23 protein-coding genes and 2 pseudogenes are annotated in these 25798 nt (G+C 58.3%); 2 read left to right on the forward strand and 23 right to left on the reverse strand.

The window, feature by feature from the left end:
• Window positions 1-33: 33 nt before the first annotated feature.
• The 15 genes and pseudogenes from N4R57_16435 to N4R57_16505 form a co-directional block, all read right to left on the reverse strand.
• Window positions 34-1530: a HAMP domain-containing histidine kinase gene (locus N4R57_16435; protein ID UYV36574.1), complete on the reverse strand. Its 1497-nt coding sequence runs from the start codon at window positions 1528-1530 to the stop codon at window positions 34-36.
• A 169-nt stretch (window positions 1531-1699) separates the two neighbouring features.
• On the reverse strand, window positions 1700-3049 hold the full coding sequence (locus tag N4R57_16440; GenBank protein UYV36575.1) for a cytochrome P450: 1350 nt from the start codon (window positions 3047-3049) through the stop codon (window positions 1700-1702).
• A 351-nt stretch (window positions 3050-3400) separates the two neighbouring features.
• Window positions 3401-4528 (reverse strand): response regulator, encoded by a 1128-nt coding sequence (locus tag N4R57_16445; protein UYV36576.1) that lies wholly within the window; start codon window positions 4526-4528, stop codon window positions 3401-3403.
• Between the two features lie 266 nt (window positions 4529-4794).
• Window positions 4795-5517: an N-acyl-L-homoserine lactone synthetase gene (locus tag N4R57_16450; GenBank protein ID UYV36577.1), complete on the reverse strand. Its 723-nt coding sequence runs from the start codon at window positions 5515-5517 to the stop codon at window positions 4795-4797.
• A 259-nt stretch (window positions 5518-5776) separates the two neighbouring features.
• Window positions 5777-6574: a hypothetical protein gene (locus tag N4R57_16455; GenBank protein ID UYV36578.1), complete on the reverse strand. Its 798-nt coding sequence runs from the start codon at window positions 6572-6574 to the stop codon at window positions 5777-5779.
• A gap of 148 nt (window positions 6575-6722) precedes the next feature.
• Complete coding sequence (locus N4R57_16460) at window positions 6723-6947, reverse strand: hypothetical protein (protein UYV36579.1); 225 nt, start codon at window positions 6945-6947, stop codon at window positions 6723-6725.
• Window positions 6948-6987: 40 nt separating this feature from the next.
• On the reverse strand, window positions 6988-7896 hold the full coding sequence (locus N4R57_16465; GenBank protein ID UYV36580.1) for a hypothetical protein: 909 nt from the start codon (window positions 7894-7896) through the stop codon (window positions 6988-6990).
• Window positions 7897-7943: 47 nt separating this feature from the next.
• Window positions 7944-10007 carry a dynamin family protein gene (locus N4R57_16470; GenBank protein ID UYV36581.1) on the reverse strand — a complete coding sequence of 688 codons (2064 nt, stop codon included), beginning with the start codon at window positions 10005-10007 and terminating at the stop codon, window positions 7944-7946.
• Window positions 10008-10104: 97 nt separating this feature from the next.
• Window positions 10105-10668, reverse strand: a complete 564-nt coding sequence (locus tag N4R57_16475; protein UYV36582.1) for a hypothetical protein — start codon at window positions 10666-10668, stop codon at window positions 10105-10107.
• On the reverse strand, window positions 10668-11402 hold the full coding sequence (locus N4R57_16480; protein UYV36583.1) for a hypothetical protein: 735 nt from the start codon (window positions 11400-11402) through the stop codon (window positions 10668-10670). The genes N4R57_16475 and N4R57_16480 overlap by 1 nt, the downstream gene beginning before the upstream one ends.
• 22 nt (window positions 11403-11424) lie before the next feature.
• The gene (locus N4R57_16485; protein UYV36584.1) at window positions 11425-12366 is read right to left on the reverse strand and encodes a protein phosphatase 2C domain-containing protein; all 942 of its coding nucleotides are present in this window, start codon (window positions 12364-12366) and stop codon (window positions 11425-11427) included.
• Window positions 12350-13618 (reverse strand): FHA domain-containing protein, encoded by a 1269-nt coding sequence (locus N4R57_16490; GenBank protein UYV36585.1) that lies wholly within the window; start codon window positions 13616-13618, stop codon window positions 12350-12352. The genes N4R57_16485 and N4R57_16490 overlap by 17 nt, the downstream gene beginning before the upstream one ends.
• An 11-nt stretch (window positions 13619-13629) precedes the next feature.
• Window positions 13630-15024 carry a serine/threonine protein kinase gene (locus tag N4R57_16495; protein ID UYV36586.1) on the reverse strand — a complete coding sequence of 465 codons (1395 nt, stop codon included), beginning with the start codon at window positions 15022-15024 and terminating at the stop codon, window positions 13630-13632.
• A 312-nt stretch (window positions 15025-15336) separates the two neighbouring features.
• Window positions 15337-16354 (reverse strand): annotated as a pseudogene (locus tag N4R57_16500) (TRAP transporter substrate-binding protein).
• A gap of 60 nt (window positions 16355-16414) precedes the next feature.
• Window positions 16415-17611 (reverse strand): cytochrome P450, encoded by a 1197-nt coding sequence (locus tag N4R57_16505; GenBank protein ID UYV36587.1) that lies wholly within the window; start codon window positions 17609-17611, stop codon window positions 16415-16417.
• A gap of 113 nt (window positions 17612-17724) precedes the next feature.
• Between N4R57_16505 and N4R57_16510 the strand changes: the two genes are divergently transcribed.
• Window positions 17725-18633, forward strand: a complete 909-nt coding sequence (locus N4R57_16510; protein UYV36588.1) for a LysR family transcriptional regulator — start codon at window positions 17725-17727, stop codon at window positions 18631-18633.
• Between the two features lie 2 nt (window positions 18634-18635).
• Here the strand turns inward: N4R57_16510 and ureG are convergent, their stop codons facing one another.
• The 8 genes and pseudogenes from ureG to N4R57_16550 all read right to left on the reverse strand — a co-directional run bounded on the left by ureG (window position 18636) and on the right by N4R57_16550 (window position 23992).
• Window positions 18636-19280 (reverse strand): urease accessory protein UreG, encoded by a 645-nt coding sequence (ureG, locus tag N4R57_16515; GenBank protein UYV36589.1) that lies wholly within the window; start codon window positions 19278-19280, stop codon window positions 18636-18638.
• Entirely contained in the window at window positions 19277-19948 is a 672-nt protein-coding gene (locus N4R57_16520) for an urease accessory protein UreF (GenBank protein UYV36590.1), read from the reverse strand. Before N4R57_16520 ends, ureG begins: the two co-directional genes overlap by 4 nt.
• On the reverse strand, window positions 19914-20366 hold the full coding sequence (locus N4R57_16525; GenBank protein UYV36591.1) for an urease accessory protein UreE: 453 nt from the start codon (window positions 20364-20366) through the stop codon (window positions 19914-19916). The genes N4R57_16520 and N4R57_16525 overlap by 35 nt, the downstream gene beginning before the upstream one ends.
• Window positions 20367-20376: 10 nt before the next feature.
• Window positions 20377-22086 (reverse strand): urease subunit alpha, encoded by a 1710-nt coding sequence (ureC, locus tag N4R57_16530; GenBank protein UYV36592.1) that lies wholly within the window; start codon window positions 22084-22086, stop codon window positions 20377-20379.
• A gap of 384 nt (window positions 22087-22470) precedes the next feature.
• A complete protein-coding gene (locus N4R57_16535) occupies window positions 22471-22776 on the reverse strand; it encodes an urease subunit beta (GenBank protein UYV36593.1) in 306 nt (101 codons plus the stop codon).
• A gap of 46 nt (window positions 22777-22822) precedes the next feature.
• Window positions 22823-22951: a hypothetical protein gene (locus N4R57_16540; GenBank protein ID UYV36594.1), complete on the reverse strand. Its 129-nt coding sequence runs from the start codon at window positions 22949-22951 to the stop codon at window positions 22823-22825.
• Between the two features lie 12 nt (window positions 22952-22963).
• Window positions 22964-23254: pseudogene (locus tag N4R57_16545) on the reverse strand (urease subunit gamma).
• A 12-nt stretch (window positions 23255-23266) separates the two neighbouring features.
• Window positions 23267-23992 (reverse strand): urease accessory protein UreD, encoded by a 726-nt coding sequence (locus N4R57_16550; GenBank protein ID UYV39599.1) that lies wholly within the window; start codon window positions 23990-23992, stop codon window positions 23267-23269.
• A 495-nt stretch (window positions 23993-24487) separates the two neighbouring features.
• Between N4R57_16550 and urtA the strand changes: the two genes are divergently transcribed.
• Window positions 24488-25768, forward strand: coding sequence for an urea ABC transporter substrate-binding protein (urtA, locus tag N4R57_16555; GenBank protein ID UYV36595.1), 1281 nt, complete (start codon window positions 24488-24490; stop codon window positions 25766-25768).
• Window positions 25769-25798: the final 30 nt, after the last annotated feature.

Raw genomic sequence — 25798 nt, forward strand, 5'->3', positions numbered from 1 at the left:
TCGCGCACGTATCAAACGATGCGTCGGTTGCACCTAGGTTTCACAGACTTCGCGTTTAAGCAGGTGGATTATGGCTCTGGCCCTATCTCCGGCCCGAAGCGTCGGTATCCCGATCGCCGCTCGGCCAGCCGTCAGATCCTTTTGGCGAAACGCGCTCTCTTCCTTATTCAGCGCTTTCAACTCGATAAAGAATGTAGAGCCCTTACCGTATTCACTTTCATAATCAATGATGCCGTCGTGGTGCTCTACAATCTCCTGCGAGATGTTCATGCCAAGCCCGCTGCCCGCAGCGCGCCGTTGATCGGATGAATCAAGCTGGCTAAAGCGGCCGAAAACCTTGTCCTTCGACCCTTCCGGAATGCCAACTCCTGTATCCCTGACGTAAATCCGGATTTTGTCGTCGATACGCTCACAACCTACCGTTACCACGCCTTCCGCGTCCGAAAACTTGGCGGCGTTGGAAATCATGTTGGCCAGAACTTGCAACAGGCGCGTCTCGTCCCCGTCGATAAGCAACGCAACATCACCCGCCGGACACTCTTCCACCAGATTCACGTTATGCGCGGTCGCATAGCCCATGTTGCTGGCCACAGCCTCGCTCACAAGGTCCTGAACACTCAGAACCTCTTTGTGATAGTACATTTCACCGGCCTCGATCTTTTGCAGATCAAGCACATCATCAATCAGGTTGGACAGGCGCGCGCTGTTCTTGTCGGCCATTTTCAAGAGGCTTTTCATTTTCTCTGGAACCGGGCCAACCGCGCCGGAATTCAACAGATCAAGCGACCCCTTAATGGACGTAAGTGGCGTGCGCAACTCGTGGCTCACCGTCGACAGAAACTGGGTTTTGACGATATAGGCCGCCTTTGTCCGCTCATGCTCAATCCGCAGCTCCTCCAACTGTTGCACGTTCCTGCGGTAAAGCCTCAGGAACACGATCGAACAATCGATCAGAAAGTACATCACAAACACAACCGTGAAGAATTGGAGCCAAAGATCGGAATCCATCGGCGGGCGCACCATCCAGATATCCTTGACCACGATGACAAGGAAAGAAACGGCATACATCGCCAGACGAATGGCCAAAGCCAAAACGATCTGGTGGTTATTCATCGCCGCGAAAAGAGCCGCCGCAAACAGAAAGAAGAGTGGTGTAAAATGCCCGCCGGTCTGCTGTTTGAATGCCACCGAAATCGCATACAGACAGATCGCCCCCGAGCTCAGAACCGTGTTGAGAAGAATCCAGATTAAACAGGACCGGATCTCGCGTTTCTGGTTCACCTGAAGCTTGCGGACGCGCCGGGCAATCATCACATCCTGCAGCTCGCAGAACAGGATCGTGCAATAAAACACCGCCGCGTTGAACGCATCAAAGTAATACGCCGTCAGCAAAGCCGTGGTCAGGTAGATCGCCTGCCGCTGCCAAATCAAGGCAAAAGCCGACCAAGTATAATTTTTCATATACTGAAGCCGCCGAGCGTCTGGCGCACGGGTCGTATCGTCCAATTTCAACGCTTCAAAAAGCGGCATGGTCAAACCTGTTCAGCTTTATTATCGACTGCTCGTTTATCGTTGTTACTCAGTCTTAAGGGCGAACTTATGGGCGAACTTAGTCTGCATTCAGACAAAAATCTGTCATCGGATGAAAAGTTACGCCACAACCGCCACAACCGCCCCGATTGCTCTCGCGGCCAATGGATCAAACCGGCGTCGCGTTCAGAATCATCGGCCCTTCCGGCCGCATTGTGAAGGTCAAAACCGGCCGCGGAATTGGCGCATCGGTTAGCGAAAATTCAATCTTACGCAGCACGCTGGCAATCAGAACCATAATCTCGGTCTCCGCATATTGCGCCCCGATACAGATCCTCGGTCCGTCCCCAAAAGGAATGTACTGGCCGCGCGGAATTTTGCCTTCCATAAACCTCTCCGGGCGATAATGCTCCGGCGCGTCCCAAAGCTTGCTGTTGCGATGCAGCGAATACACCGGAAAAAACAGCGCATCGCCCTTCTCATAACGCACGCCCTTGATCGTCAGGCTCTCTGCGCAATCGCGCGCAAAAAAGGCCGCCGAAGGGTATAGGCGCAGCGTCTCTTTGATATGCGCACGCAATAGCGGCATGTTCTGCACGTCTTCAAAACCGACTGGCCCATCAGGACAGACCGAGCGGATCTCCTCGCGAATGGCGGCCTGCGCCTCCGGGTACATCGCCAAAAGATAATACCCCCAGGCCAACGCATTGGCCGAGGTTTCGTGCCCTGCGACCACGAATGTCAGCAGGTTGTCTATCGTCGTTTCCGCGTCCTCAAAATCTTCTTCCAACGCAAGGATCATCAGGTCGAGAAAGTCTTGCGGCTCACTTCGCTTCTGGCTGTTGCGCTCGTCGATCACCTGCCGCGCAAGCTCGCGCATGGACGTAACAGGAGCCTTACTTTTCAACCAGTTACGCCGCGGTATCCACTTGGGAAGCTGCATAAGATCGAACAGGGATATGTCAGAGATATACTCAAAATACCGCTTTAACCCGGCGCGAATTTCCGCTGCGGACACCTCTTCATTTCCCGAAAATATCACTCGGGAAATGTTGGTCATCGTTGATGCCGGCGCCATCTGCGCCACGTCAACAAGCCCGTGCCCTTCGGCCAAACTGTCGGCCACTTCGATGCCGGTATTCGCAAAATGCTGCGCCAGAAGCGGCAGGTTGCGCGCTGCAAAAAGTGGTGAATACCGCTGCCGTTGCGCGCGCCACTTCTTGCCTTCCGACAGGATCAGCCCGTTGCCAACAGCCGACCCAATGATGTCCTTGGTAAACTTGGCTTTCGGGTTGCGCCGCCCCGCCCCGACAAGCAGTTCGGTAATCGTTTCCGGGTCGCAGATGTAATGAATCTTCAGCGGCCCGCGCACATAGGTCTCGCTCAGCGTTTCCGCAGGGATCACCTCAAGCATGTTCCGCCCGGCCAGCTTTGCGAATTCAATCAGCCCAACAGGCTCGGTCGCCAGTTTCGCAGCGATCGGCACGGCGTCTGTCGTCTTTGGAATCGTTATCGCCACCGCGTTACTTCCCACTTAGCCCTTCGGCGATTTCACGGAGGTCTGAACGGCGCGCCAATGCACTGAAATAGAGTCAGAAACTGTCATCAGCCGGAGAGACTTCCAAAAAACATCTGAAACTCGTCCAAATCAATCCAAGCCGCAGACACACGCCGCAAGGAGCATAGACAAAACGCCCTAAATAAGGCGATTGTCCGCGAATTGATTGTTAACCATTTGAAAGAGCCTCAGCAACACAAACACAACGCTTCGTTGAAATTCATTCAACGAAGTCGCGTTTTAGCATTCATATTGGGAGAGCTCAGGTGGCGGCGCAAATCCCATTCACGCAGCCACCCAAACTGTGATGGCTCAGAGCCGCTTGCGATAACTTTCTTCGCCAAACAGTTCGTGCAACACATGTTCATACATGCGTTTGGTGTTCGTGTGTTCCGTGTCATCGACATCGGCATGCACTTTGTGATGCCCCGCGTCATGTTGCCTGCGCAAATCGCGCTCAAGCCGCTGCACGTTGGCAAGCGATTTCTGCAAAGCCCCATTGGCGCCGCGCGGCAAAAGAGGACTCATCGCAACCGGTTCGCCCACCAAAACCGAAACACGCGGATCGGTGACATGGCGCATCGTCTGCTTCTTGAACACATCGCTCAGTTTCGCCGTCCCATGCAGCGCGGCCACGTCCTTGGGATTGTGCAAAATCACCATAAACACGCCGTTCCCACGATAGGAGAAAATTCCGTGCAAGTCGTTCAACGCGTCCTGAATGACGGCGGCGACATCTTCGATTGCGTCGCGGAAACTGTCACAACCCGCGCTCTCAAAGAAGATATCGGCGTCTTGAAGCATGACCGACATCGCCTGCGTCCCGATCATCTTGCCTCGGGCCAACTGATTGACGTAGTTGTCAAATTCCACATAGCGCAGGATCTGCTTGTAGCCTTTGATCGAAATCGGTTCCTCAAGCGAGAATTCCTGCACCGACTTGAGCTTGCGGCGGATTTCATTCGCGCATTCCATGTTGCGCTCTGATGCGCGGCGAAGCTCAACCATGCTGTTCGCACATTGGATACGGCTGTGAAGCTCAAGAAAGTCGAACGGCTTGTTCACATAATCCGTCGCGCCTTCAAGGAACGCCTCGTCGATATACTTACGGTCGCTCATCGCCGTCAGCATAAGGATCGGGGTCTCATAGTATTCCGGGATTTCTCGCAGCTCACACAAAAGCTCGATACCATCGACATCCGGCATCTGGATATCAAGCAGAAAGCAATCGAACGGTGTCTGCTCTTTTTCCACTATATCAAGAGCATCAGTCGCATTTCCTGCGCAAAAGACCTCATAGCCTTCAAGCGTTTCCAATGCGGTTTTCACCAACTCCAAGATGCTCGGTTCGTCATCAACGATGAGAATCCTAAAGCCGTCGGTCTTTCTTGCACGAAGTTCAAGTTTTCGCTGAAACTTGTCTTTGCCTTGGTATGTCATTTGCTTGGCCCCTATCCGAAAGCTTCGGGTTACGGAGCCGTTGTCGCAAATCATTATGCTCAATTTGAGACGATAACCTGCTGAATTCGCCGCAAACTTGTTTTAATACAGCCAGCATAAAGGCATTGATGCCAATCCAGACACATTGGCGCTTAAGCACTCTTATTGTTCACAGAATGCACAGCCTAAAGACGAATCAAACCCGTCAAAACGCCAACAGTATGCGGGAAAAGGCCGCTTTGTGGCCCAAAACGCGGTATTTTGCCTTACGAGAAGTAATCGCTGGTTCGAAACAGAACCGCTTGGCTGGTTGTTGTGTCGATTGTGAACTTGCTTCCAATCGGGGTCGCCTTGGCCCCAAGCCTACGTCCCCACCGTGACCAAAGCTCAGGAACGATACCAAGGATATAATTCGCCCCGTTTTCCACAGCCGTTTTGCTCATGGCATGAAAAAGCATACTCTGGACCCGAAGCCGAAGCCGCGCGGGAACCGCATCGGTCACGAAAAACCGCGTCGCCTCCCAGACATTGTCCTCGACCGGGGCCTCAAAAAACAAAATGTCGGTGGGGAGATCGTCAAGCAGCCCCTGCTGCGCGTCACGAATCATATAACTATAGATACCGCAGCTGGATTTTGTCGGCATCACCCTGACACCGCCAAGCACTTCGCCATGTTGGTGGAGCACGATCCAGCGGCAAAATGGCGTGTCGTATTGATCAAACTCCATGCCATCGGCGGTTGATACAGTCCAATGCAGCTGGTCCAGAAAGATTTCCTTCCTGACTTCAAGGTATCGCACCAGCAGATCGCCATATTTACTCATATTGCGAAAGGAAATGCTTGCGGTCTGGATATGGTCAAGTGTTCGAACCGGATCCGGGTCACGCTTCTCGACAGATGGCGTTACCTTGGCACGCAAGCGGCTTTGCCAATCGCCGGGCATTTGCCCCTTGATCGCGGGACCGACTAAGGCATCTGGCAAAGTCATTGATGGCATCCAAGAGCGGTTCATATTAACTTCTCATTAAACTGCATTAACGACATTTGTCCAAATTGTGGCGGGAATGTCCATCAATTTTTCTATCTAAAGGAGAATAGCCATAAAAAGACCACACTTATGGTTGTGGGCTCTGATTGTTGGCTGAGAACAGGATACGCACACAGCCCAAGCTTGAACAAACTTGCCGCTGTTCCGAATCCAGAGCCCCACTGTGGACCCGATCAGATGCCTTTTGACAGGCCTAAATCTATGAATTGGAATAGATAAACTGCCAAGTGCTCAAAACAGAGGCACAATCCGCGGCGCCAATCGCCGCCAGCAAGCGCTCGTCGCCATCGGTCGCAATCACCATCTGATGACCCGCACCAAGCGTCTGCACGATACAGGTGGGCTCTGCCCGCCCCAAGGTTTTCAACCCCTTACGCGTAGCATGTTGAGTCTCAGCAATCCGGTCAAGCAGATCGAGTCGTTGCAAAAGGTCTTTTTGCCCACCCTGCCGCACGCCTTTATCTGCCCCCTGATGAAGGACACAGGCCTTCGCACAGCCTCTCACCGATTGAAAGAACGCCAACAAGCGGTTGCCCCGTTGCAACCGCGCGCTCGCCTGCTCAAGTGTCGCCGCCGAACAGGAGGCGCTGCTTGTGGTTGGCGCAACCGCACGCCCGAGCCGCTTCAGGGAAACCCCGGGCGTCACTTCTCCAATCTTGCGCAAAACCTGAGCATAGGTGAGCGACGCCAAGCGCCCGTCGCTGTCGCCGTCGGGTTCAATCTCCGCTCCGGTTGACCCAAGCTCAAGCATGCGCCGGTTTGCCAAGACCATCGCGGCCTCGACCCCGTTAGGTGACACAACGGCAATCTTGCGCGGCAAAATAGCACCGTCGATTTCTTCAATGACACTGCGCAAAAGCGCATCACCATCGGTGATCGGTTTGTGAGCCTCTGCCAGAACCGCATCACGTTCCATGGCGGTCCGCTGCAATGTCTCGCGCAAACGGCGGCTAAACGCGCCGCGATCTTCGCTAAGAACTTTGGCCGGGGTGCCCATCACGCAGCCTCCGCCATTTCGTGAAAAATTCCTTGCGCGAAAGCTCTGATCTCGCTCAGCGCATCGGCATTTTCACACACGCAAACAACCACATCGGTTTTGCTGTCTTGAGAGCGGATAAACACCCGCAATTCACCCGGCGTGGCGATCAAAACCTCGTTTTGGCAAACCCCCTCCTCCGCGACAGAGGCAACCGCATCGGACGCGTCAAAGCGTAACGCTGCCTGTTGCAGGATTTGATCCAGATAATCCTGCTTGGCGCCCGCGCCGCGCTTGTGCGCAACACAAGCCCGCTGGACAGGTCGCCAAAAGACACCAGCACACAGTCGGCAACGCCACGGCGCATGTCTTCAAGGCGTTCGGTCAGGCTCATCACCGTCCCCCACCGGCTTGCATATGCAGAACCGCGCGCGTCATAGCCCCATACCGGCAAGCGAACTGGGTCGCATCGTCTGCCCACGCATCTCGGTCAGCACGCGCACGCGCTTGGGCACGACGCTGCTCTCGTTGTAAATCACCGGTTCGGGCGCCGCCTCCGGTGCGGCTGTTTGGCTCGCCACATCGGCAATCTCCGCATCCTCCGCCAGCACCGCATGTTGCGCCTGCGTTTTGCCCTGAACCTGAACCTGCCCCGATGGCTGCAACAGCAACTCCACCACGTGATCGACAAACTCGGCCGCACCGCTGGCTTGCCACTTGGCGAAATCATCACCGGCATTGATCGCCTCAAGTATCGAAATCGGGTAAACCGCCTTGAAAAGCCCTTTGGTTTCTTTACCCACGCGCGCCATCACACGCTCCACATCCCGCTCAGAGCGAAGCTTGTCCACTTGGGTCACCAACAGAATGTTGTCCCCATTGGTCCGCTCTTTGATCATCTCCCACGCCGCCGCTTCCGACTGGCGCCAAGCCTGCGTTGCAAGGGTGCACCAGACCACGCTATCGACCTCGTCCAGCACGGATTTCCACACATCCGGCGACATGCTCGGATCGGAAATGCCCGGCATGTCGATCAAATCACAAATTTCCAGCGTTTCGGATCGGCTGAACAGCCGGATCAACCGCGTCTCTTCCAATCGCACGTCTTCCAACGCGTTGACGTCAATCGCGGTCTCCACTCCATCATGCCCAACCGCAAACGCCGCCTCGTCGCCATAGCTCATCCAAACCGGCGGCAGACGCGTTGCCGTGATCTGCACTGGCAATGGCGCATTGCCAAGAAACAGCTTCGACAAAGTGCTTTTTCCCGCGCTGAATTCGCCCATGAAAGCCAGCCGGGGTTTGTCCGCTGCTGCGGCGTTGAGTGTGTCGGTGTGGGTCACTGTCGTCTCCTTGTTCATTCAACCTCTATCCAGCCATCGCGCGGTTCTCATGCGGCATAGCCGCGAAGCTCATCCAGCGTGCTTTCAAGCGCCGCTCGACCGCCCTGCGCATTCATGGAAAGAAGCCGGTCTTCAACGTCACCGTCGCCTTGCCCTTGTGATATCAGGTCAAACAGAATGGCTTTCTGCTCGGCCAGAAACCGGACAAGCTCGGCCTCAAGGGCATCGCGAATCTGACTGGTCTGAACGACCTTCATCTGGGTCATGAAATCTTCGGTTTCGGCGCGGATCAGATCCTGAAACTGCTTGGCAAACGCCTTGTAACCGCGCCGCCGCCGCCACCACGACACCCACCAGCTATCATTGAAATCAAGCGCGATCGTCTGTCCAAGGGCAACTGGTGACGGGATGGCCGGAGCTTCTGGAACCCCGATCTGCACGCCCTCAACCACCGGACCAAACCCGCGATAAAGAAGCAGCGCCACCTCTGAAACTGTCGCCTCATATTGCGCCATGGCCTCCTTGCGCATCCGCGCCCCCATGGTCGAATAGGTCGAGCGCAACAAGATACGAAGCCCCGCCGGATCATACTCCCAAACCTCAAGCTCACCATAGCGCTCAAGGTGCTCCAACAGCGAATGGGTGGCCCGCTCAATGAACGTATTATGCACCCGATCCGCGCGCTCACAATACGCAGCCAGTATCGCGCTCATCGCCCGGTCAAACCGCGCCCGGCTCGCCGTTTCCAGCTTTTCAAACGCGCCCGCCATATCCGCCAAAGCCACCTCAGGCTCAAAGTCATCGCTCTCAACCATAACCGAGCGCGCCGCGGTTTGTGACGACGCAATCGCCACCGCAGAAGAGGCAACCTTCTTGAGGCAAGGCACGCCAAGGCTTGTCACGATTTGCGAGGACAAGGCCTGCATCAACATCGGCAAGCCTGAGATTTCCCAAACCAGAGAGGCCGGCGATTGGTCGAGCTCGGTCGAGCCGAGCACCGCCTTGGTCAGTTTGAGCAGCGCATCGGCGCTGGCCTCATGCATGTCGCCCAATTCGTCGTTCAACACCTTGCCCGCCCAATAGGCGCTGCCAAAAATGATCTCTGCATCTTTTGGGCCATCGTGATTGGCCAAGGTGTTGCGAATGCTGTCTTCGATCTCGGTCATCTGGTTGGCCGGGTCCGACAGCTCATCAATGCGGTTCACAAAAATGATCACCTCACGCGACTTAAGGTTCGAGATCATACGGATCAGCGCCATATCAACCGAGGTCAGAGCCTGACTGGCAGACAGAACAACCACGCAAATCCGGCTGTCTCGAAGCGCGCGGATCGTCACCATTTCGCGCATCATGAACGTATCGTTTACCCCCGGAGTGTCGCGCAAACACATGCGGAACGGCACTGACCGGCAATTCAGATAAAGCTCGGCCGACCGGGTGATATCCGCGAACCGGCCCTGCTCATCCTCCGGCGCGCCCGCCTCTTCCTCGTCGAAATCGTCGCCAAGACAGATATAGCGTTCAAGCAGGTTCTTGTCGAAGTAACCGAACTCATGCTGCTGCCCCATCAACAGCTCGAAATTCCGCCCCAACCGCGCGCGGGACTTGTCGCGCATCGTTTCGATCTGGTCCTGAATGCGGCTCAACTCGCTCTCCGAGCCGGCGCGCCCGGCCAATTCACCGATCCGCCCGCCCTTGTCCGTCAGCCGATCCCATTCCTCTTCGGTCATGAACTGGAAACTCGCGCCCGTTTCGGCCCGCTCCTCCGCCGGGGTCAAATGCAGCGAGGTCACAACCGAGGTCCAAGGGTTAACATCCGAAGGCAAAAGATCGGTCCAACCCGCCATCGCATTGATCAAAGAGGTCTTGCCCGATTTCACCTGCCCAAGCACCGTAACGCTCGGCTCAAACGCAGCAAGCTGCTGCTTGAGACGCGTCACCGTGCGACGGCTCTGCTCACCGGCCAACTGCCCAAGCCTGTCCAAGGCACCCTCAAGCGCAAGCGCCTCACTTGCGAAGGTCTCAAGCTCTTCCATACCCGTTCTGAGCTTGGCCGAACCGCCCGACGGCCGGATTTCAGTGGCTGCTTCGAATGTCTCGTTGATCTTCATTCTATACCCGGTTTCAGTTTGCGCTTGAGTGTTAAACACCCGTTTCGACTTCTCAGATCGGCCCGTCTGGGCTCTAGGCTGCGGTGAAGAAAACCCATCACACCGCCGTTTTCTCGATAAGTTCTTTTCTGATCTGCAACAAAAGAGTCGCCGCATCCAATGCCGCTTCATCCCCGCGCTCAAGCTGGAACAACATCAACATTTCCTCCCCCTCCTGCACATCATCACGTAACTCCCGCAGAGCAGGATCGTCCGATTTCGCGGTGTTCAGCAGATCAAACAGGCTCGCCATCGCGTCGGTGCAACTGCGCAAAACCGCGTCGGCCTCCAGCCCCCCGCTCTGGTCAAGATCGTCCAACATTCGGATGGCTTGATCCTGCAACAGGTCCACAGCATCAGACAGCAAATCAGCCGTCGCATCATCGCCCGCACCCTCCTTTGCCCGCTCAATTTTCTCGCTCACATCCGACAGCAACGCATCGGCATCTTCTGGGGTTTGCGGCGCTTGCTTTGGCGTCGCATCGGGCTGTGTCTCGGCTTGGGGCGCTTCGCTATCGTCTTCGGCGTCAATCGACCAAAGCGCCAAACGGTCAAGGAAAACCACCGCCTGATCTATGTCGGCGGCGCGCCCTGATTTGATTTGCTGGCGCAGCGGTGCCATCAACTGCGCCCCCCGCTCGAGCGCCACAACGCGTCGTCCAACGACTCGCCCGCAGTTTGCGCCACAATGCCTTGGATCGTGGCGATGGGGAAAAGCCCCATGAACTCTTCGGCCACAATCGGCGCCAGCCGCTCAATATTGCTCGTCAATGACCCGCGCATCACCTGCCGGTCCGCCATGGCCAAAACCAAGAAGCTGTGATCCTTGATCTGGTCGGGCACCTCGGCCCAAAGGGCTTGCTCCTCCGGACCGAATGTCTCGCTGCACCAGATAACGACATCACCCCGCGCAATGACCGCCTCAAGCGCCGCATATTTCTGCTCCGGGCTACCGCGCAAACCGATCTCGACAAAGTTATGACTGCGCAGCCCATCGTCGGGCAATTCCTGCCGCGCCAACACCGCATCAACCGGGCATGTGCAATCCTTCAACACCCCGCCCTCGGTGATCACGGACCCATCGCTTTTCTCAAACAGCGCCCGTTCGCTCTCGCCAAAGGCAAGCTCGGTAACCGGCACATCAAGCTGATGCCCGATGACCGGACGCCCCGACATCATTTCAATCAACGCCGATTTACCGCTGCTTCTGAACCCGGTCACAACCACCTGAACCGGCTTGTTCAAATGCGACAAAAGCCGTGCACCCCAACGGTCATAAGGCGCAGGAACAACCTTGTTCTCCAGAACAAATTCCAGCCGATCAATCACCGGGCTAAGTCCATGTGCAAGGGTCATAAGCGGCCTTTCATGAGCAGCGTCATCCAACAACTTTCTTGGGTCGCTTAATCTTGGCGATGATGGTGATCGACGTATCCGCATAGGTGCTCGAGCGCGTGAGCGACCTGTCGATCTGATCCTCTTGCGCCTGCGCGCCCTGTTCCATGGACTGCCCCATGGATTGGCCCATCTCCCGCCCCACAGCCTTGATAATACACAAGGAAACATTGTCCTGCTGCGGATCGTTCAGCTTGCTCAACGCCCCCAAAAGCGCGCCACCAATGTCATCGGCACTGCGCTTTTGCGCAAACCGCAACACGCGCTCGATCTCTTCTTCGTTCAGAAACTGAAGCCCATCACTGGCCGCAATCAGAATATCACCCGCTTCGATACGAACAGGCAGGCTCCGGCAATCGACCTGAGCAATCTTCTTGCCAATCAAGACCGAGGTCAGACAGGTCTGATCGGGATAGCTCAGCGCCTCTTCGCGCGCCATAATGCCGCTCTCAACTATGTATTCTATCTGCGATTCAAGCGCGTGGTTCTCGTTCAACCGCTCAAGCTTGTTGTTGCGAAACAGGTAGAGCGGGCTGTCCCCGACAGACACCCAATAGAGCCGGTCCCCAAACAGAACCGGCGCCAACAAGGTCGCCCCCATTCCGCCCGCTTCGACGCGCTCATTTGCATAAAGCCCGACACATTCATTGGCGTTCGCTGTCGCGTTTCTCAGCACATCGCAAATCTTGGGCTCCAACACCTTGGGATCCCCCGACGCCAGCTTTAGCGCGCTGAACACTTCGGTCACCACAATTTTGCTCGCCACGTCGCCTGCCGCATGACCGCCCATACCATCGGCCAGCACGACAAACCCAAACGCTTCCCCAGCCGAAAAATCAGACGCCACAGCATCTTCCTGGCGCTCGCGTTGTCCCAGGATCGACGCCATCGACGTATCGTATTTCAACTCAGCTGTTGACGGCATGAGACCAGTCACCTTCGTCCGTGTCGTCCCAAACAAAATCCGGGCCACACAGCGGCACAAACCGCAAAACTGTTTCGCCGATGGTGATCTTGTCACCCGCCGCAAGCTCCTCTGTGCTCAGCACCGGGCGATCATTGCGCCGCACAAGGTTCGCTTTGCCGCCATGACCGATAAAGAAGCACTTTTGCGCCGCGTCAAAGGCAATGGCCGCGTGATTGTCGCGCGAAATGCTATTGTCCCCGAAATCGAGCGCAACAGTCTGATCCTTGCCGCGCCCGATCTTGCTGACACCGCTAAAAATCGTAAAGGCCGCACCGCGCCCCGGCCCCTCCGTAACAATAAGCCAGCCAAGCGGGAATTTGGAAAAGCTCGCAACACTGGCCTCCGAACTGCTTGCAATCGGGTCGGCCTCGTTCTCTGGGCCCGCATTGAACCCCAAAAGCCGCGTTTTCACCCGCCCTTGCCGGTTTGCACCGCGTCCAATGGCTAGGTTTGGCACCTCGACGGGTTGCGTTTCGGGGGTGGCGGGCGCGGCGCTCTGGCGGGGCGCTTCGGTCACCGGCTTTGGGGCCTCCGCGCGCGGCTGTGGCGTTGGCATTGCGCGTGTCTGCTCTGCTGTTGGCTGAGCGGTCGGCGACGGGGCGGGCTGAGGCGCAGGCCGCGGAGTGGGCCGCGGAGTGGGCGCAACAAACGCCGCAGCCTCCTCAACAGCCTCCTCCACAGTCGGCACAACAGGCGCGGCCTCTTCGAACACCGGCTCCTGCGCCTGCTTCATCGAGGCGGCCAAACCTCGCATCGCCGCCACGGCGTCCTCGGGCGAGCGTTGGCTCGCGCCACCCGGCTCGCTATCGCGGGCATCAATTTCTTCCTGCTCCGAGAACCCGGCAAGAATATCGGCAAAATCGTCGTCGTCCTCCTGCACAGGATCGGCTTGCCCCAAACCGTCGGGCATCGCCCCGTCCTGTGCCAACTCATAGTCCGCCAGATCAAGCTCTGACACGGCCGGCTCCGGATCGTCCATGAAATCGCTCAAGCGAGTCTCGGGCTCAAGGGTGAAAGGGTCCGCTGCCCCCGTCGCATTCCGTGCGGTGCGCAAGCCAGAGGTCGGCTCCGCCTCAGACCCGATTTCAGGCTCCATTTCGGGCGCAAAATCATCCGCAAACAAACTGCTCGATCCGTTGGCGGCGGCGACCTCGCTGGTCTGCTCGTTCATCTGGCGTTTTTCGCCAATGATATCCCGAATAAATTTCATGGGTCGTCCTTTCAGGTTTCGATCAATTCTTCTGGATTGCGCTTGCGACCAACAAAGGAGCCAATCGCGCGTGCCAGAGCACTGCCAACGCTGGTTTGCCCGCCTTGCGCGAACGCCTCGCTGGCTTTTGTATTCGGCCCAGACCAACTCTTGGTCTGGCCTCCTGACGCGTGCTGGTGTCCGGATGTGTCGTGTTTTGTCTCTTTGTCTTGCTCCGCAAGCCATGCGTCGACATCGTCAACCGGGCTGCCAAACAGATCCACCAATCGCACGGGCGGCTCCTCGGCCTCCTCATCGGCGGACTGCGCTGCACCGCCTTCGCTCTCTTTCGCCTGGACAGATTCAAGCCGGCTGTTGGTGTCCTGAACCAACGACGAAATCGCCTGAACAAGGTCCGGCTCCAGCTCGCGCGCCGGTGCATCCGGATCAACGACATCATTTACACCGCTGTTCTGTGGCGCGGCTTGCAGCCCCGCAGCACTGAGTGCTGACACCCCTTCAAGCGCGTCCAACCACTCGCCAACCGATTGGAAGCGGTCTTTTTGCGAAACCGACAACGCTTTGTCGATCGCCGCAAGAAACCCGGCGCAAAAACCCCAGTTCCCCTCGACAAGGGGCTTATAAGGGTCCGGCTCGCCCGAACTCAGCGTCAACAAACGCTTCTGGCAATCAAACGGCGCGCGGCCGGTGATCACATGATAAAACGTTGCCCCCACCGAATAGAGATCGCTCGCCGGTTCCTGTTCGGTGTCAGAATAATAAAACTCATGCGGCGAATACCCGTCCTTCACCGCAAGCAGCGCCGACAGGACCCGCGTCTTGCGCCGCGCATCCTCACGCGCGGCCCCGAAATCGATCAACGTCAGCTTGTTATTGGCATCCAACAACAGATTGTCGGGCGAAATATCACGGTGCAACATGCCATAGGAATGCACATGATCCAGCGCATAGAGCGTGTCGCGCAGAAGCGATTCAAGCAGTTCATCCGTCAATCGCCCCGGATCCATGTCCATCATCGTCAACAGGTCCATCCCATCAACGAAATCCATCGCGAAATAGGCGGTGTTGTTCTCCTGAAATACCTGATGAACCTTTACGATGTTCGGGTGCTCAAACTTGGCCAACCGCAAGGCTTCGCGCAGAAAATTACGGATGACGCCTTGAAACTGTTCCTGATACGCGGGCTTGCGCGGGCGCACCTCACCGTTGATCCGCCGACAGATCGTGCTCGGAAAGCACTCCTTGATCACAACGCGCCGCTCAAGGCTGTCGCGCGCCAGATAAGTCATGCCAAATCCACCATCAAGCAGGTGCCGCTCAATGGTGTATTGCCCATAAAGCAGCGTGCCCCCGGATGGCAGTTCATCGGTTTCACTATCGTCAATCTGGTTCGTATTGTTCTGCACGTCGAGTTCTTCCCCAAAACTGGTCTGCGAGATACAAATTACTCAATACACACAATCAGACCGTGTAATCGTGCAGGCGAATTGTGATGTTAACGTGGCAAGAATTGGTCCTAGGCCCGACATTCACTTCATCATTCTCGACATCATTTCGACAATGCTCACCCGGCGAGCGCGCGCGCGGAACGGCCCTTTTCGCACCCCTGCGAAACGGCTGATTTAACTCAAATGCTTTGGACAAGAAAAAGCCGGGGCGACCTACATCGCCCCGGCTTCATTTCGCATCATTCAAGCGGACTGGTGCCGCCAGACACCCTAGCCGCCGTGCTTCTTGATCAGCCCTTTAGCTTGGTTAATCAATGATTTACCATCAATGCCACGGGCCTCCATTTCGCTCATCCAGCGGTCGATCACCGGGCCGGACTTTTCTTTCCAACGGGCCACTTCAGCCGCATCCAGACGCACAATATTGTTGCCCCCATCTTCGGCAATCTTGCGTCCCGGCGCATCGCGATCAAACATCACCTGCGCCGCAAACCGCGACAGCTTCTGCCCCGACTCCGCGTCCAAAATCGCCTTGAGATCATCTGGAAGCGCCTCATATTTGGCCTTGTTCATCACCAAAACGATGGTCGCGGTGTAAAGCGCCTCCTTGCCGGAAAACTCGGTATGGTTGCCGGCAAGCTCGGTCAATTTGATCGCCGGGGTCACTTCCCGGGAATCACCGTGCCGTCGATAACCCCCTTGGACAGCGCCTCGGGAATCGCCGGAAGCGGCATCCCCACCGGCGTCGCCCCCAGCTCTCTGAGCAGATCGGTGATCACCCGCGTCGGGCCGCGCAGCTTCTTGCCTTTCATATCTTCCAGCTTGGCCACCCCATCTTTGGTGTGGATAACGCCCGGCCCATGCACCCATGCGCCCAGAACCTTGAGATCGGCGTATTCCCCGGCCTGAAGATCGGTCTCGACCAACTCCATGAACGCCGCAGACGTGGCAATCGGATCAGTCATCATAAAGGGCAGCTCGAACACTTCGGTTTTTGGGAACCGACCGGGCGTATACCCCACCACGGTCATCACCATATCCGCCGTGCCATCAATCGCCTGATCCATCAATTCCGGTGGCCGCCCTCCCAGCGCCATGGCGTCGAAATGGTCAATCTTGATACGGCCCCCCGATGCCTCCTCAACGGTTTTGGCCCATGGCTTCAGGATCAGCTTGGGCACGGTCGCGGGGGTGGCAAAAACTGATGCAGTCTAAGCGTCACGTCCTGCGCGCTGGCAAATGTCGGTGACAACGACAGGGCAAACGCCGCGGCTGCAACCCCTCTCAAAAATGTACGTTTCTCCAATGTTTTCCTCCCAATTGGATTGTGATCCCGCCGTCCGACGTCTCAGTTCAGCGTGACAGGCAAATTCCGTGGCCCTCGAAAGCCAAAGCCCCAGAACACAACGCCCCCCGGATCAGGAAGCGACATGTTGGGAAAGCGATCGAACAGCATCGGCAGCATGATATTGGCCAACATCCGCCGGGCGATATGCGTGCCCTGACAAAAATGCGGCCCATTGCCGAACGCCTGATGCGGCGCCTTGGGCCGGAAGATGTTATAGACCTCCGGGTCCTCATACAGATCCTCGTCATGACAGGCCGAGGCTTGCGATGTCATCACCGTATCGCCCTTGGGGATAAAGAATCCGCCAATCTCGGTGTCTTGCGTCACCAACCGCGAGCTGGCCTGAATCGGCGCAACCCACCGCACGCCCTCTTCAAACGCTTGCCCCCACAGGGCGTCGCGCTTGGCCGCTTCCATCTGGTCGGGGTTGGTCATCAACCCGTAAAGAATGGTCAGCAACGCATCGCGCGGCTCGTTGATACCGCCGCCAATGGCGATCTTGATGTTGGAATGTATCTGGCTCGTCTCGATCGGGTCCTCGGCATTCACCATCACCGACAGAACACTCTGGTTCGGCTCGGCACGATGCCGCTTCGCCGCCGCTTCAAACAAGCGGTCCATCTCGACATTGGCCTTGTCGCTGACTTCGAACATGCTCTCCTCAAGGGCAAAGTTCCCCGCCCCGTCGATCAGAACCTGACTCCAGCGTTGCATGTCGTCGTCGCTCGCTTCCTCAATGCCCAACAGATGCTTGAGACAGCGCGCCGCGTATGGTCCGGCCAGCGCAGGAAACAAATCAACCGTCTCGCCGCGCGGTAATGAGGCCACAAAATCCTCTGCGATCTTGGTATAGATCGGCTCCCAGCACGCCTTGATCGTGCGCCCCGCGAACGATGGCGCCATCGCGTTGCGCTCACGAAGATGCGCCGCGCCGTCCTTGCGCATCAGAGTCTGCGCCTGAAACGCCCGCTTCATCGGCGTCTGCGGATCGTCCGAACTGAACAATTCGGCGTTTTCCTTGACGTATTTGGTGTGCTCAGCCTTGGTCAGCAACGTCCGGCCAAGCGCCTTGACCTGCAAAACCGGCGATTGCGCCCGCAATCGTTTGAAAATCGGATAGGGATCACGGGTCAGCTCAGCAAGGGTGATCTGATCGTCTACCGGCGCAAACGGCGCTTGGCTCTGTTGAGCATGCATGCCTTGTCTCCTCCCAGAACGCAGCTATGGACATTCTGAGTAGCGAAGCGATTTCCATCACACAATCCGATCAAGCCGATGGACCTAATCGAATAATTCGATAGTATCGCGGCATGACAACGCCCGACCCCCTCGCCATCGACTTCGCCGCACTGCGCACCCTTCACATGCTGCACGCGCTGAATTCGTTTTCGCGCACGGCCGAACATCTGGGCGTTACCCAGTCCACAATCTCCTACACCGTCGACAAAATGCGCCGCGCCTTTGCGGACCCGCTGTTCGTGCGCCAAGGCGCCAGCGTCGTGCCAACCGACCGCTGCACTGAAATCGTCGATGCGACTGTCAAAATGGTCGATGACTATCTGCAACTGACCGAACCGCGTGATTTTGACCCCGCAGAAACCCGGGCCGAGGTGACGATCTCTTGCAACTATTACGAACGCGCGGCCATCCTGCCCGACCTGATGCAGCGCCTGCGCCGTCGCGCCCCTGGTCTCATCGTGAAAATCCTCACCTCAACCGTGCGCGGCAAAGAACAGCTCGACCGCGGCGAAAGCGATGCCCTGCTTGGTCCGGTCATCATCGACAACACCAACTTTTATCGCCGTCATCTCGTCACCGATCACTACGTCTGCATCATGTCCCGCGACACGGCGCGCGCCACCGCCACTCTTGATGAAACAACCTATCTCGCTGCGCCACATGCGGTTGTGAACTACGGTGGCGGCTGGGAATCCAGCTTCATTACCGCCCTTCACGCCCGCAACCAGAAACTGAACGCTATTGTCGAAGTGCCCAGCCCGGCAGGCCTGCCCGCCCTGCTGAACGGCACCGATTTGATCGCGACCGTGCCCTTTGCCATCGCGCATAACTTCGGAGCCGAGGTTGTTATCCGCCCCTGCCCCTTCAATGCTCCGCTTGAGATCGACCTCTATTGGACGGCGCGCACCCACCGCTCGCCCATGCACCGCTGGCTCAGAGCCGAAATCGCCGATGCGGCCTCAAAAGTTGTGCTCAGCTAACCCTACTCCGCCGCGGCAACCGCGCCCGGCGTCAGGGCCAACCCGCCAATCTCTTGCAGCAAGGTCACAATCTGCTCCACCCCCTGCCGCGCCCGCAGGTTGGTAAACACAAATGGTCTTCCCGCCCGCATCCGCGCCGCGTCCCGCTCCATCACATCCAGCGAAGCGCCGACATGCGGCGCAAGGTCGGTCTTGTTGATAATCAAAACATCCGAACGGGTGATCGCGGGCCCGCCCTTGCGCGGTATCTCCTCGCCCGCCGCCACGTCGATCACATAAAGCGTCACATCCGCCAATTCCGGGCTGAACGTCGCCGACAGGTTGTCACCGCCGCTTTCGATCAACACCAGATCAACCTCCGGGTGGCGCGTCTGCATCTCGGCCACGGCGGCAAGGTTGATCGACGCATCCTCACGGATCGCCGTATGCGGACAGCCGCCAGTTTCCACCCCGATAATCCGGTCCTGTGGCAGCACCTGAAGCCGCATCAGCGCCTCGGCATCTTCCTGCGTGTAGATGTCATTTGTAATCACCCCCAGCGAGCAGCGATCGCGCAGCACCTCTGACAGGGCCGCTGTCAAAGTCGTCTTGCCTGCGCCCACCGGGCCACCGATTCCTACGCGCAACGGGCCATTCATCCGGGTCATGTGCGGAACATCCTTGAATACTGGGTTTCGTGTTTCATTGACGCAATATCGGCGTGGAAGGCCGTCGACGACAGCGCCCCCAACCCCGCGCCCTGCGCCGCTATGGCAATTTCGCTGGCCACGGGTGTCAGCGCCCGGATCATCTCCTGCCCGCGCGTCTGCCCGATGGGCAAAAGCCGCTGCGCCGCCGCCACCAGATTGCTCAGAAATGCCTGTAAAAACATCTGGGTGCATAACCGCACCGGCAAGGACTCAAGCCGCGCCGCCCGCCCGACAGCCACCGGATAGCACAAGCCATCCAGCTCCGTCGCCCACACCGCCGCGACCGTGTCGCAAAATGCGCGCCCCTGAAGGTCGCTCTCCTTCAACCGCTCGCCCGATGCTGCAAAGGCCCGACACATGCCGTCAACCTCGCGCGCGCCAAGCGCCGTGTCGGCCTCAAACCCGGCGGCAACAAACAACGCATCGTTCCAACCCGCGCCATGCCGCAACACATCCGCGATCCATTGCTCCACACCGCTTGCATCCTGCACAGCACCGCTCTCCACCGCCCATTCCAAGCCGTGGGAATAGGCAAAGGCCCCCACCGGAAAACCCGGCGAGAACCACTGTGCCAACGTCAGGATTTGCGCCTCAGTGGGCATGGCTATGTGTGCGCCCGTGGCCATAGGCCCCGCCTTCCGGCGTGAACGGTTCCACGACCTCGCGCACCTCTGCGCCGATTTTGCCCAGCATATCGCGGATCACATGATCCGGCTGGATCAACAGGCGCGCGCCTTCGATCTGACAGGGCGTGTGGCGGTTGCCGACATGCCACGCGATCCGCGGCAGGTCCGCACCGGTGACTTCCAGCAACGCTTCCGGCGCGGCGCAAATCTCGATCTCGCGCCCGTCCTCCAGCACCAGAACCCCGCCATGATCCAGCGATGTCGTCTTACCCAGATCGACAAGAAACCCCTGCCCGTCATCCGTGCTCAAAACCCTGCGCCGCAAAAACCGCCCCTCGTAATCGAGCGATATTTTCGCAAACGGCACACCGTGGGCGTGGCTGTGATAGCTATGCGCAACTGCAAGTGTCTCGGTCATCGCCGCCTCCTCAAAACATGAAATAGCGTTGCGCCATCGGCAACACCTCGGCCGGTTCACAGGTCAGCAACTCGCCGTTCGCGCGCACCTCATAGGTTTCGGGATGCACCTCGATCTCGGGCAAGGCATCGTTCATCACCATCGACGATTTGCCGATATTGCGCGTGTTCTTCACCGCGACCGTCTGCTTGGCCAATCCCAGCGCCGCGCCAATGCCATCGGCCTGCGCCGCCTCTGAAACAAACGTGACCGAAGACGCCGCCCGCGCCCCGCCCATCGCCCCGAACATCGGGCGCGAATAGACCGGCTGCGGCGTTGGGATCGACGCATTCGGATCGCCCATCTGCGCCACGGCAATCGACCCGCCCACCAAAACCATCTCGGGCTTCACCCCAAAAAACGCCGGATCCCAAAGCACCAGATCGGCGCGTTTGCCTTCCTCGATGCTGCCGATCTCATGCGCGATCCCATGGGCAATCGCCGGGTTGATCGTGACCTTGGCAATGTAACGCCGCACGCGGAAATTGTCGTTCTCGCCGGTCTCTTCGGCCAGCCGCCCGCGCTGTTTTTTCATCTTGTCGGCGGTCTGCCATGTGCGGATCAACACCTCGCCCACGCGCCCCATCGCCTGACTGTCTGACGCGATGATGCTGAACGCGCCCATATCATGCAGGATATCCTCGGCGGCAATCGTCTCGCGCCGGATGCGGCTCTCGGCAAAGGCCACGTCTTCGGGGATCGACTTATCAAGGTGGTGACACACCATCAGCATATCCAGATGCTCTTCCAACGTGTTCACCGTGAAGGGCCGCGTCGGGTTGGTTGAGGACGGGATCACATGCTCCTCCCCACACACCTTGATGATGTCGGGCGCATGGCCCCCGCCCGCGCCTTCGGTATGAAACGCGTGAATGGTGCGGCCTTTGATGGCGGCCACCGTGTTCTCAACAAACCCGCTTTCATTTAGCGTATCGGTGTGGATCATCACCTGCACGTCCATGTCATCGGCCACGCTCAGACAGCAATCAATCGCGCCGGGCGTGGTGCCCCAATCCTCATGCAGCTTCATGGCACAGGCGCCGCCCTTGACCATCTCCACCAAAGCGCCGGGGAGCGAGGCATTGCCCTTCCCCGACAGCCCAAGGTTCACCGGCAGCGCGTCAAAGCTCTGCAGCATCCGCCCGATATGCCACGGCCCCGGCGTGCAGGTCGTCGCCAAGGTGCCATGCGCCGGGCCGGTGCCGCCGCCCAGCATGGTGGTGATGCCGGAATGGATCGCATCGTCAATCTGCTGCGGACAGATGAAATGGATATGGCTGTCAAACCCGCCCGCGGTCAGGATACGCCCCTCGCCCGCAATCACTTCGGTGCCGGGGCCGACGATGATATCAACACCGCTCTGCGTGTCCGGGTTGCCCGCTTTGCCAATCTTGTGGATGCGCCCATCGCGCAACCCGACATCGGCCTTATAGATACCGCTATGATCCACGATCAGCGCGTTGGTGATCACCGTATCCACCGCCCCTTTGGCGCGCGTGGCTTGGCTTTGGCCCATGCCATCGCGGATCACCTTGCCACCGCCGAACTTCACCTCTTCGCCATAGGTGGTCAGATCGCGCTCGACCTCGATAATCAGATCGGTATCGGCAAGACGCAGACGGTCGCCCGTGGTCGGGCCAAACATGGCGGCATAATCGCGGCGGGAGATTGTGGCTGGCATGGCTATGACTTTCGGTTGCTTACAGCAGGCGCATTGCGCGTCTCTATGCTGCGGATGTCTCTTGAAACTGACACGACCCTCCGGTGCCGGGGGAGAGCACGACGCGCTGATCGCCGGCGCACGAACTTGTCGTCTCCAACGATAACCTCCGAAAGGAACCGATGGTCATGCCTCGGATTGCCGCTCGGCGCACGGGCGTTAACGCTTTGCTGATAATCGAACTGGCCGTTGCTCAATGGAAAGTTGGTCAATGGAAAAGTGACTGTGACATAGCACACCCCCGGGGCGTCAGCCCCGGTTCGCCCCCGACCCGCCCCCAGGGCGGGGGCGAATTCGCCCCCACCCTCGGGCCGGGGGCGACCCTCTGTTGCATACACGGTATGATCACAACGCCCCCATCACCTTTTGATTAAACCCGTAAACCTTGCGCGCCCCGCCCAGCGGGATCAACTGAACCTCGCGCCGCTGTCCCGGCTCGAACCGCACCGCCGTGCCTGACGCGATATCAAGCCGCATCCCCCGCGCCGCATCGCGATCAAATCCGAGCGCCGAATTGGTCTCGGCAAAATGGTAGTGGCTGCCCACCTGCACCGGCCTGTCACCGGTATTGGCCACCATCAGCGTCACCACCTCGGCCCCGTCGTTCAGGGTCAAATCCCCGTCAGCAGGAAACAGCTCTCCGGGGATCATTTGCGCCGCCTCTTCAGCACGGCCACAGCCCCCGCCGCAGCAATGCTCAGCGCCCCGACCAACAGGGGGAGCCATACCGGATCATCGCCATGCGGGTGCATATGCAAATGCCCCCCTCATGCGCCAGCGCGGGCGTTGACGCCAAAACAAGAAGCAACGTCGTTCCATATCTCATCTTTACTCTCCTTTAACGGATCGGATTGTGAACAGTGACAAGCTTGGTTCCATCGGGGAACGTCGCTTCGACCTGCACGTCGTGGATCATCTCCGCGATCCCCTCCATGCATTGATCTGCGGTGATAACCCCCGCCCCGGCCTCCATCAGGTCAGCCACCGAGCGCCCGTCGCGTGCCCCCTCAACCACCGCATCGGTGATCAAGGCAATCGCCTCGGGATGGTTCAACTTCACACCACGCGCCAACCGCTTGCGGGCCACTTCGGCGGCCATGGCGATCAACAGCTTGTCTTTTTCTCGGGGGTCAGGTTCATGTCATATCATCCAGCATCGAGGAAGCGTGCCGCCACTCAACCGGCGCAACACAGGGATCAAAGTCTTGCGAAGCTCGAAACTGTCCGCCGCCAACAGGCGGGCGACCAGCATGTCCTCGCCAATCAGGCTCACTCCGGCGGCACCCGCCAACAGCCCGCGCAACGGCTCCAGATGCGCCTCCGCGTCGCGGTTCACATAAACGACCGAAGCCATAGCCCCCGCGCCAGCGCCCGTCACCGGCCCGGCCATCTGGCGCTCGGCGTCACCGTTTAACGTCATCGCATCAAGGTACAGCGGCGCACCATCGCGCCAAATCTCGATCCGGTCACGGAACCGGATGTCGTGCAACCGCTCGCCCATCGCCGCGCGGCCCAAGACAATCGGCTCAACCATCAACAGTGCCGCATCCGCCGCCATCTCGACATGCAACCGCCGGTCCAGCGCCGATCCTTCAAACAGAATGGTCTCCTGCGGCAGCCAACTTACCCGCGCGCCCTCGCCAACCGTCAGCCGGTTGCGCATCGTGCCCGTCAACCCCGGCTGGGCGCGATACGCCCGCTCACAGGCCTGCGTCGTCAGAGCCAGAGCCGTGCCCTGCCCCGCCCGCGCCGTCATGGCAAAGCGGTCCCCGCCGGTCACACCACCCGCCGTATTCAGGATAACCGCCTCAAGCGCATCACCCCCGGTTCTGGGGAACAGAAACTTCGACGATCCCGATTGCCGCATCTCGTCCAATCGGGACGCCCCGCGCACATGTTTCGACGAAAGTTTGAGCGCCCCCTCGGCCCGGGGCTGAAGCGATGCCTCTGTAACAGGCGTTATCCGGCCAAGCTGTGTGATCGTCGCACCCTCGCGTGTCTAAATCTCGACACTGGTTGTTGCGGGCCACAGGCGACTGCACCACGGGATTCGCTGAAAATGCGGAAATCGACACGTTTGCATGCTCAATTATTGGGCGGTCGCCCCGCTAATCGCCCAATAAGCGGGCGTTTGAGGCAAGCGCTCGGGATTGCCCCCCGCCGAATTTGCCAAAATCGCTGCGTTGCAGAAACGCTAACGCACCTTCGGGGGATCCGGATGTCTGGAATCGGGGGTGTGTGGCGACCATACGAATTGGAGCTCGGCCGGCCGCCACACGTATTGCAACACAAAGTTGCAGGGACAGCTAAGGGGACACCAAGCGCATGCGCAAGCCCCCCGCCGCCCTGTGAGGAGATGAAAATGACATTAACAAAAAGCATTCTTGCCGGCACATTGGCCGTTGCCGGTTTCGCCGCACCTCTCGCGGCCGCCGAAGACACGATCAAGATCGGCGTGCTGCACTCGCTGTCCGGGACAATGGCGATTTCCGAAACCACGCTCAAAGACACCATGCTGATGCTGATCGACGAGCAGAACGCCAAAGGCGGGTTGCTCGGCAAAAAACTCGAAGCGGTCGTGGTCGACCCCGCCTCCGACTGGCCGCTCTTTGCCGAAAAAGCGCGCGAACTTCTGACCGTTCACAAGGTCGACGTGATCTATGGCAACTGGACAAGCGTCAGCCGTAAATCCGTGCTGCCCGTGATCGAAGAACTCAACGGCCTGCTCTTCTACCCCGTTCAATACGAGGGCGAGGAAAGCTCGAAAAACGTGTTCTACACCGGCGCCGCGCCCAACCAACAGGCGATCCCGGCCACCGATTACTTCCTCGAAGAACTCGGTGTCGAAAAATTCGCGCTTCTGGGCACCGACTATGTCTATCCGCGCACCACGAACAACATCCTTGAAAGCTACCTGCAGCAAAAAGGCATCGCCAAGGAAGACATCTTTGTTAACTACACGCCCTTCGGCCATTCCGACTGGTCCAAGATCGTCGCCGATGTCGTGGCGCTCGGGGCCGATGGTAAAAAGGTCGGCGTGATCTCGACCATCAATGGCGACGCCAACATTGGCTTCTACAAGGAACTCGCCGCCGCTGGTGTCTCTGCCGATGACATCCCCGTCGTTGCCTTCTCGGTCGGCGAAGAAGAGCTTTCGGGCCTCGACACCGCCAACCTCGTTGGCCACCTCGCGGCATGGAACTACTTCCAGTCCGCCGAAGGCGATGCCAACACCGCCTTCATCAAAGCGTGGAAAGCCAAGATGGGCGAAGAACGCGTGACCAACGACCCGATGGAAGCCCATTACATCGGCTTCAACATGTGGGTGCAGGCGGTCGAAAAAGCCGGCACCACCGATGTCGATGCCGTGCGCACCGCGATGTATGGTCAAGAATTCCCCAACCTGACCGGCGGCACCGCCGTGATGCTGCCCAACCATCACCTCGCCAAACCGGTTCTGATTGGCGAGATCAAAGCCGACGGTCAATTTGACATCATCAGCCAAACCTCAGAAGTCCCCGGCGACGCTTGGACCGACTTCCTGCCTGAATCGGCTGTGCTCAAATCCGATTGGAAAGACCTCGGTTGCGGTATGTACAACACCGACACCAAGTCCTGCGTGCAGATCAAGTCGAACTACTGATCTTTGAAACCCGGAGGGGGCCATCCCGGC

The organism is Rhodobacteraceae bacterium D3-12 (assembly GCA_025916135.1).
GTDB lineage: Bacteria > Pseudomonadota > Alphaproteobacteria > Rhodobacterales > Rhodobacteraceae > JAKGBX01.

What these genes read in the sequence shown, in the direction of transcription:
- N4R57_16435 (UYV36574.1), bottom strand. Translation starts at nt 1,530, where the DNA reads ATGCCGCTTTTTGAAGCGTTGAAATTGGACGATACGACCCGTGCGCCA.
- N4R57_16445 (UYV36576.1), bottom strand. Translation starts at nt 4,528, where the DNA reads ATGACATACCAAGGCAAAGACAAGTTTCAGCGAAAACTTGAACTTCGT.
- N4R57_16450 (UYV36577.1), bottom strand. Translation starts at nt 5,517, where the DNA reads ATGACTTTGCCAGATGCCTTAGTCGGTCCCGCGATCAAGGGGCAAATG.
- N4R57_16455 (UYV36578.1), bottom strand. Translation starts at nt 6,574, where the DNA reads ATGGGCACCCCGGCCAAAGTTCTTAGCGAAGATCGCGGCGCGTTTAGC.
- N4R57_16460 (UYV36579.1), bottom strand. Translation starts at nt 6,947, where the DNA reads ATGAGCCTGACCGAACGCCTTGAAGACATGCGCCGTGGCGTTGCCGAC.
- N4R57_16470 (UYV36581.1), bottom strand. Translation starts at nt 10,007, where the DNA reads ATGAAGATCAACGAGACATTCGAAGCAGCCACTGAAATCCGGCCGTCG.
- N4R57_16475 (UYV36582.1), bottom strand. Translation starts at nt 10,668, where the DNA reads ATGGCACCGCTGCGCCAGCAAATCAAATCAGGGCGCGCCGCCGACATA.
- N4R57_16480 (UYV36583.1), bottom strand. Translation starts at nt 11,402, where the DNA reads ATGACCCTTGCACATGGACTTAGCCCGGTGATTGATCGGCTGGAATTT.
- N4R57_16485 (UYV36584.1), bottom strand. Translation starts at nt 12,366, where the DNA reads ATGCCGTCAACAGCTGAGTTGAAATACGATACGTCGATGGCGTCGATC.
- N4R57_16490 (UYV36585.1), bottom strand. Translation starts at nt 13,618, where the DNA reads ATGAAATTTATTCGGGATATCATTGGCGAAAAACGCCAGATGAACGAG.
- N4R57_16505 (UYV36587.1), bottom strand. Translation starts at nt 17,611, where the DNA reads ATGCATGCTCAACAGAGCCAAGCGCCGTTTGCGCCGGTAGACGATCAG.
- N4R57_16510 (UYV36588.1), top strand. Translation starts at nt 17,725, where the DNA reads ATGACAACGCCCGACCCCCTCGCCATCGACTTCGCCGCACTGCGCACC.
- ureG (UYV36589.1), bottom strand. Translation starts at nt 19,280, where the DNA reads ATGACCCGGATGAATGGCCCGTTGCGCGTAGGAATCGGTGGCCCGGTG.
- N4R57_16520 (UYV36590.1), bottom strand. Translation starts at nt 19,948, where the DNA reads ATGGCCACGGGCGCACACATAGCCATGCCCACTGAGGCGCAAATCCTG.
- N4R57_16525 (UYV36591.1), bottom strand. Translation starts at nt 20,366, where the DNA reads ATGACCGAGACACTTGCAGTTGCGCATAGCTATCACAGCCACGCCCAC.
- ureC (UYV36592.1), bottom strand. Translation starts at nt 22,086, where the DNA reads ATGCCAGCCACAATCTCCCGCCGCGATTATGCCGCCATGTTTGGCCCG.
- N4R57_16535 (UYV36593.1), bottom strand. Translation starts at nt 22,776, where the DNA reads ATGATCCCCGGAGAGCTGTTTCCTGCTGACGGGGATTTGACCCTGAAC.
- N4R57_16540 (UYV36594.1), bottom strand. Translation starts at nt 22,951, where the DNA reads ATGAGATATGGAACGACGTTGCTTCTTGTTTTGGCGTCAACGCCCGCG.
- N4R57_16550 (UYV39599.1), bottom strand. Translation starts at nt 23,992, where the DNA reads ATGCGGCAATCGGGATCGTCGAAGTTTCTGTTCCCCAGAACCGGGGGT.
- urtA (UYV36595.1), top strand. Translation starts at nt 24,488, where the DNA reads ATGACATTAACAAAAAGCATTCTTGCCGGCACATTGGCCGTTGCCGGT.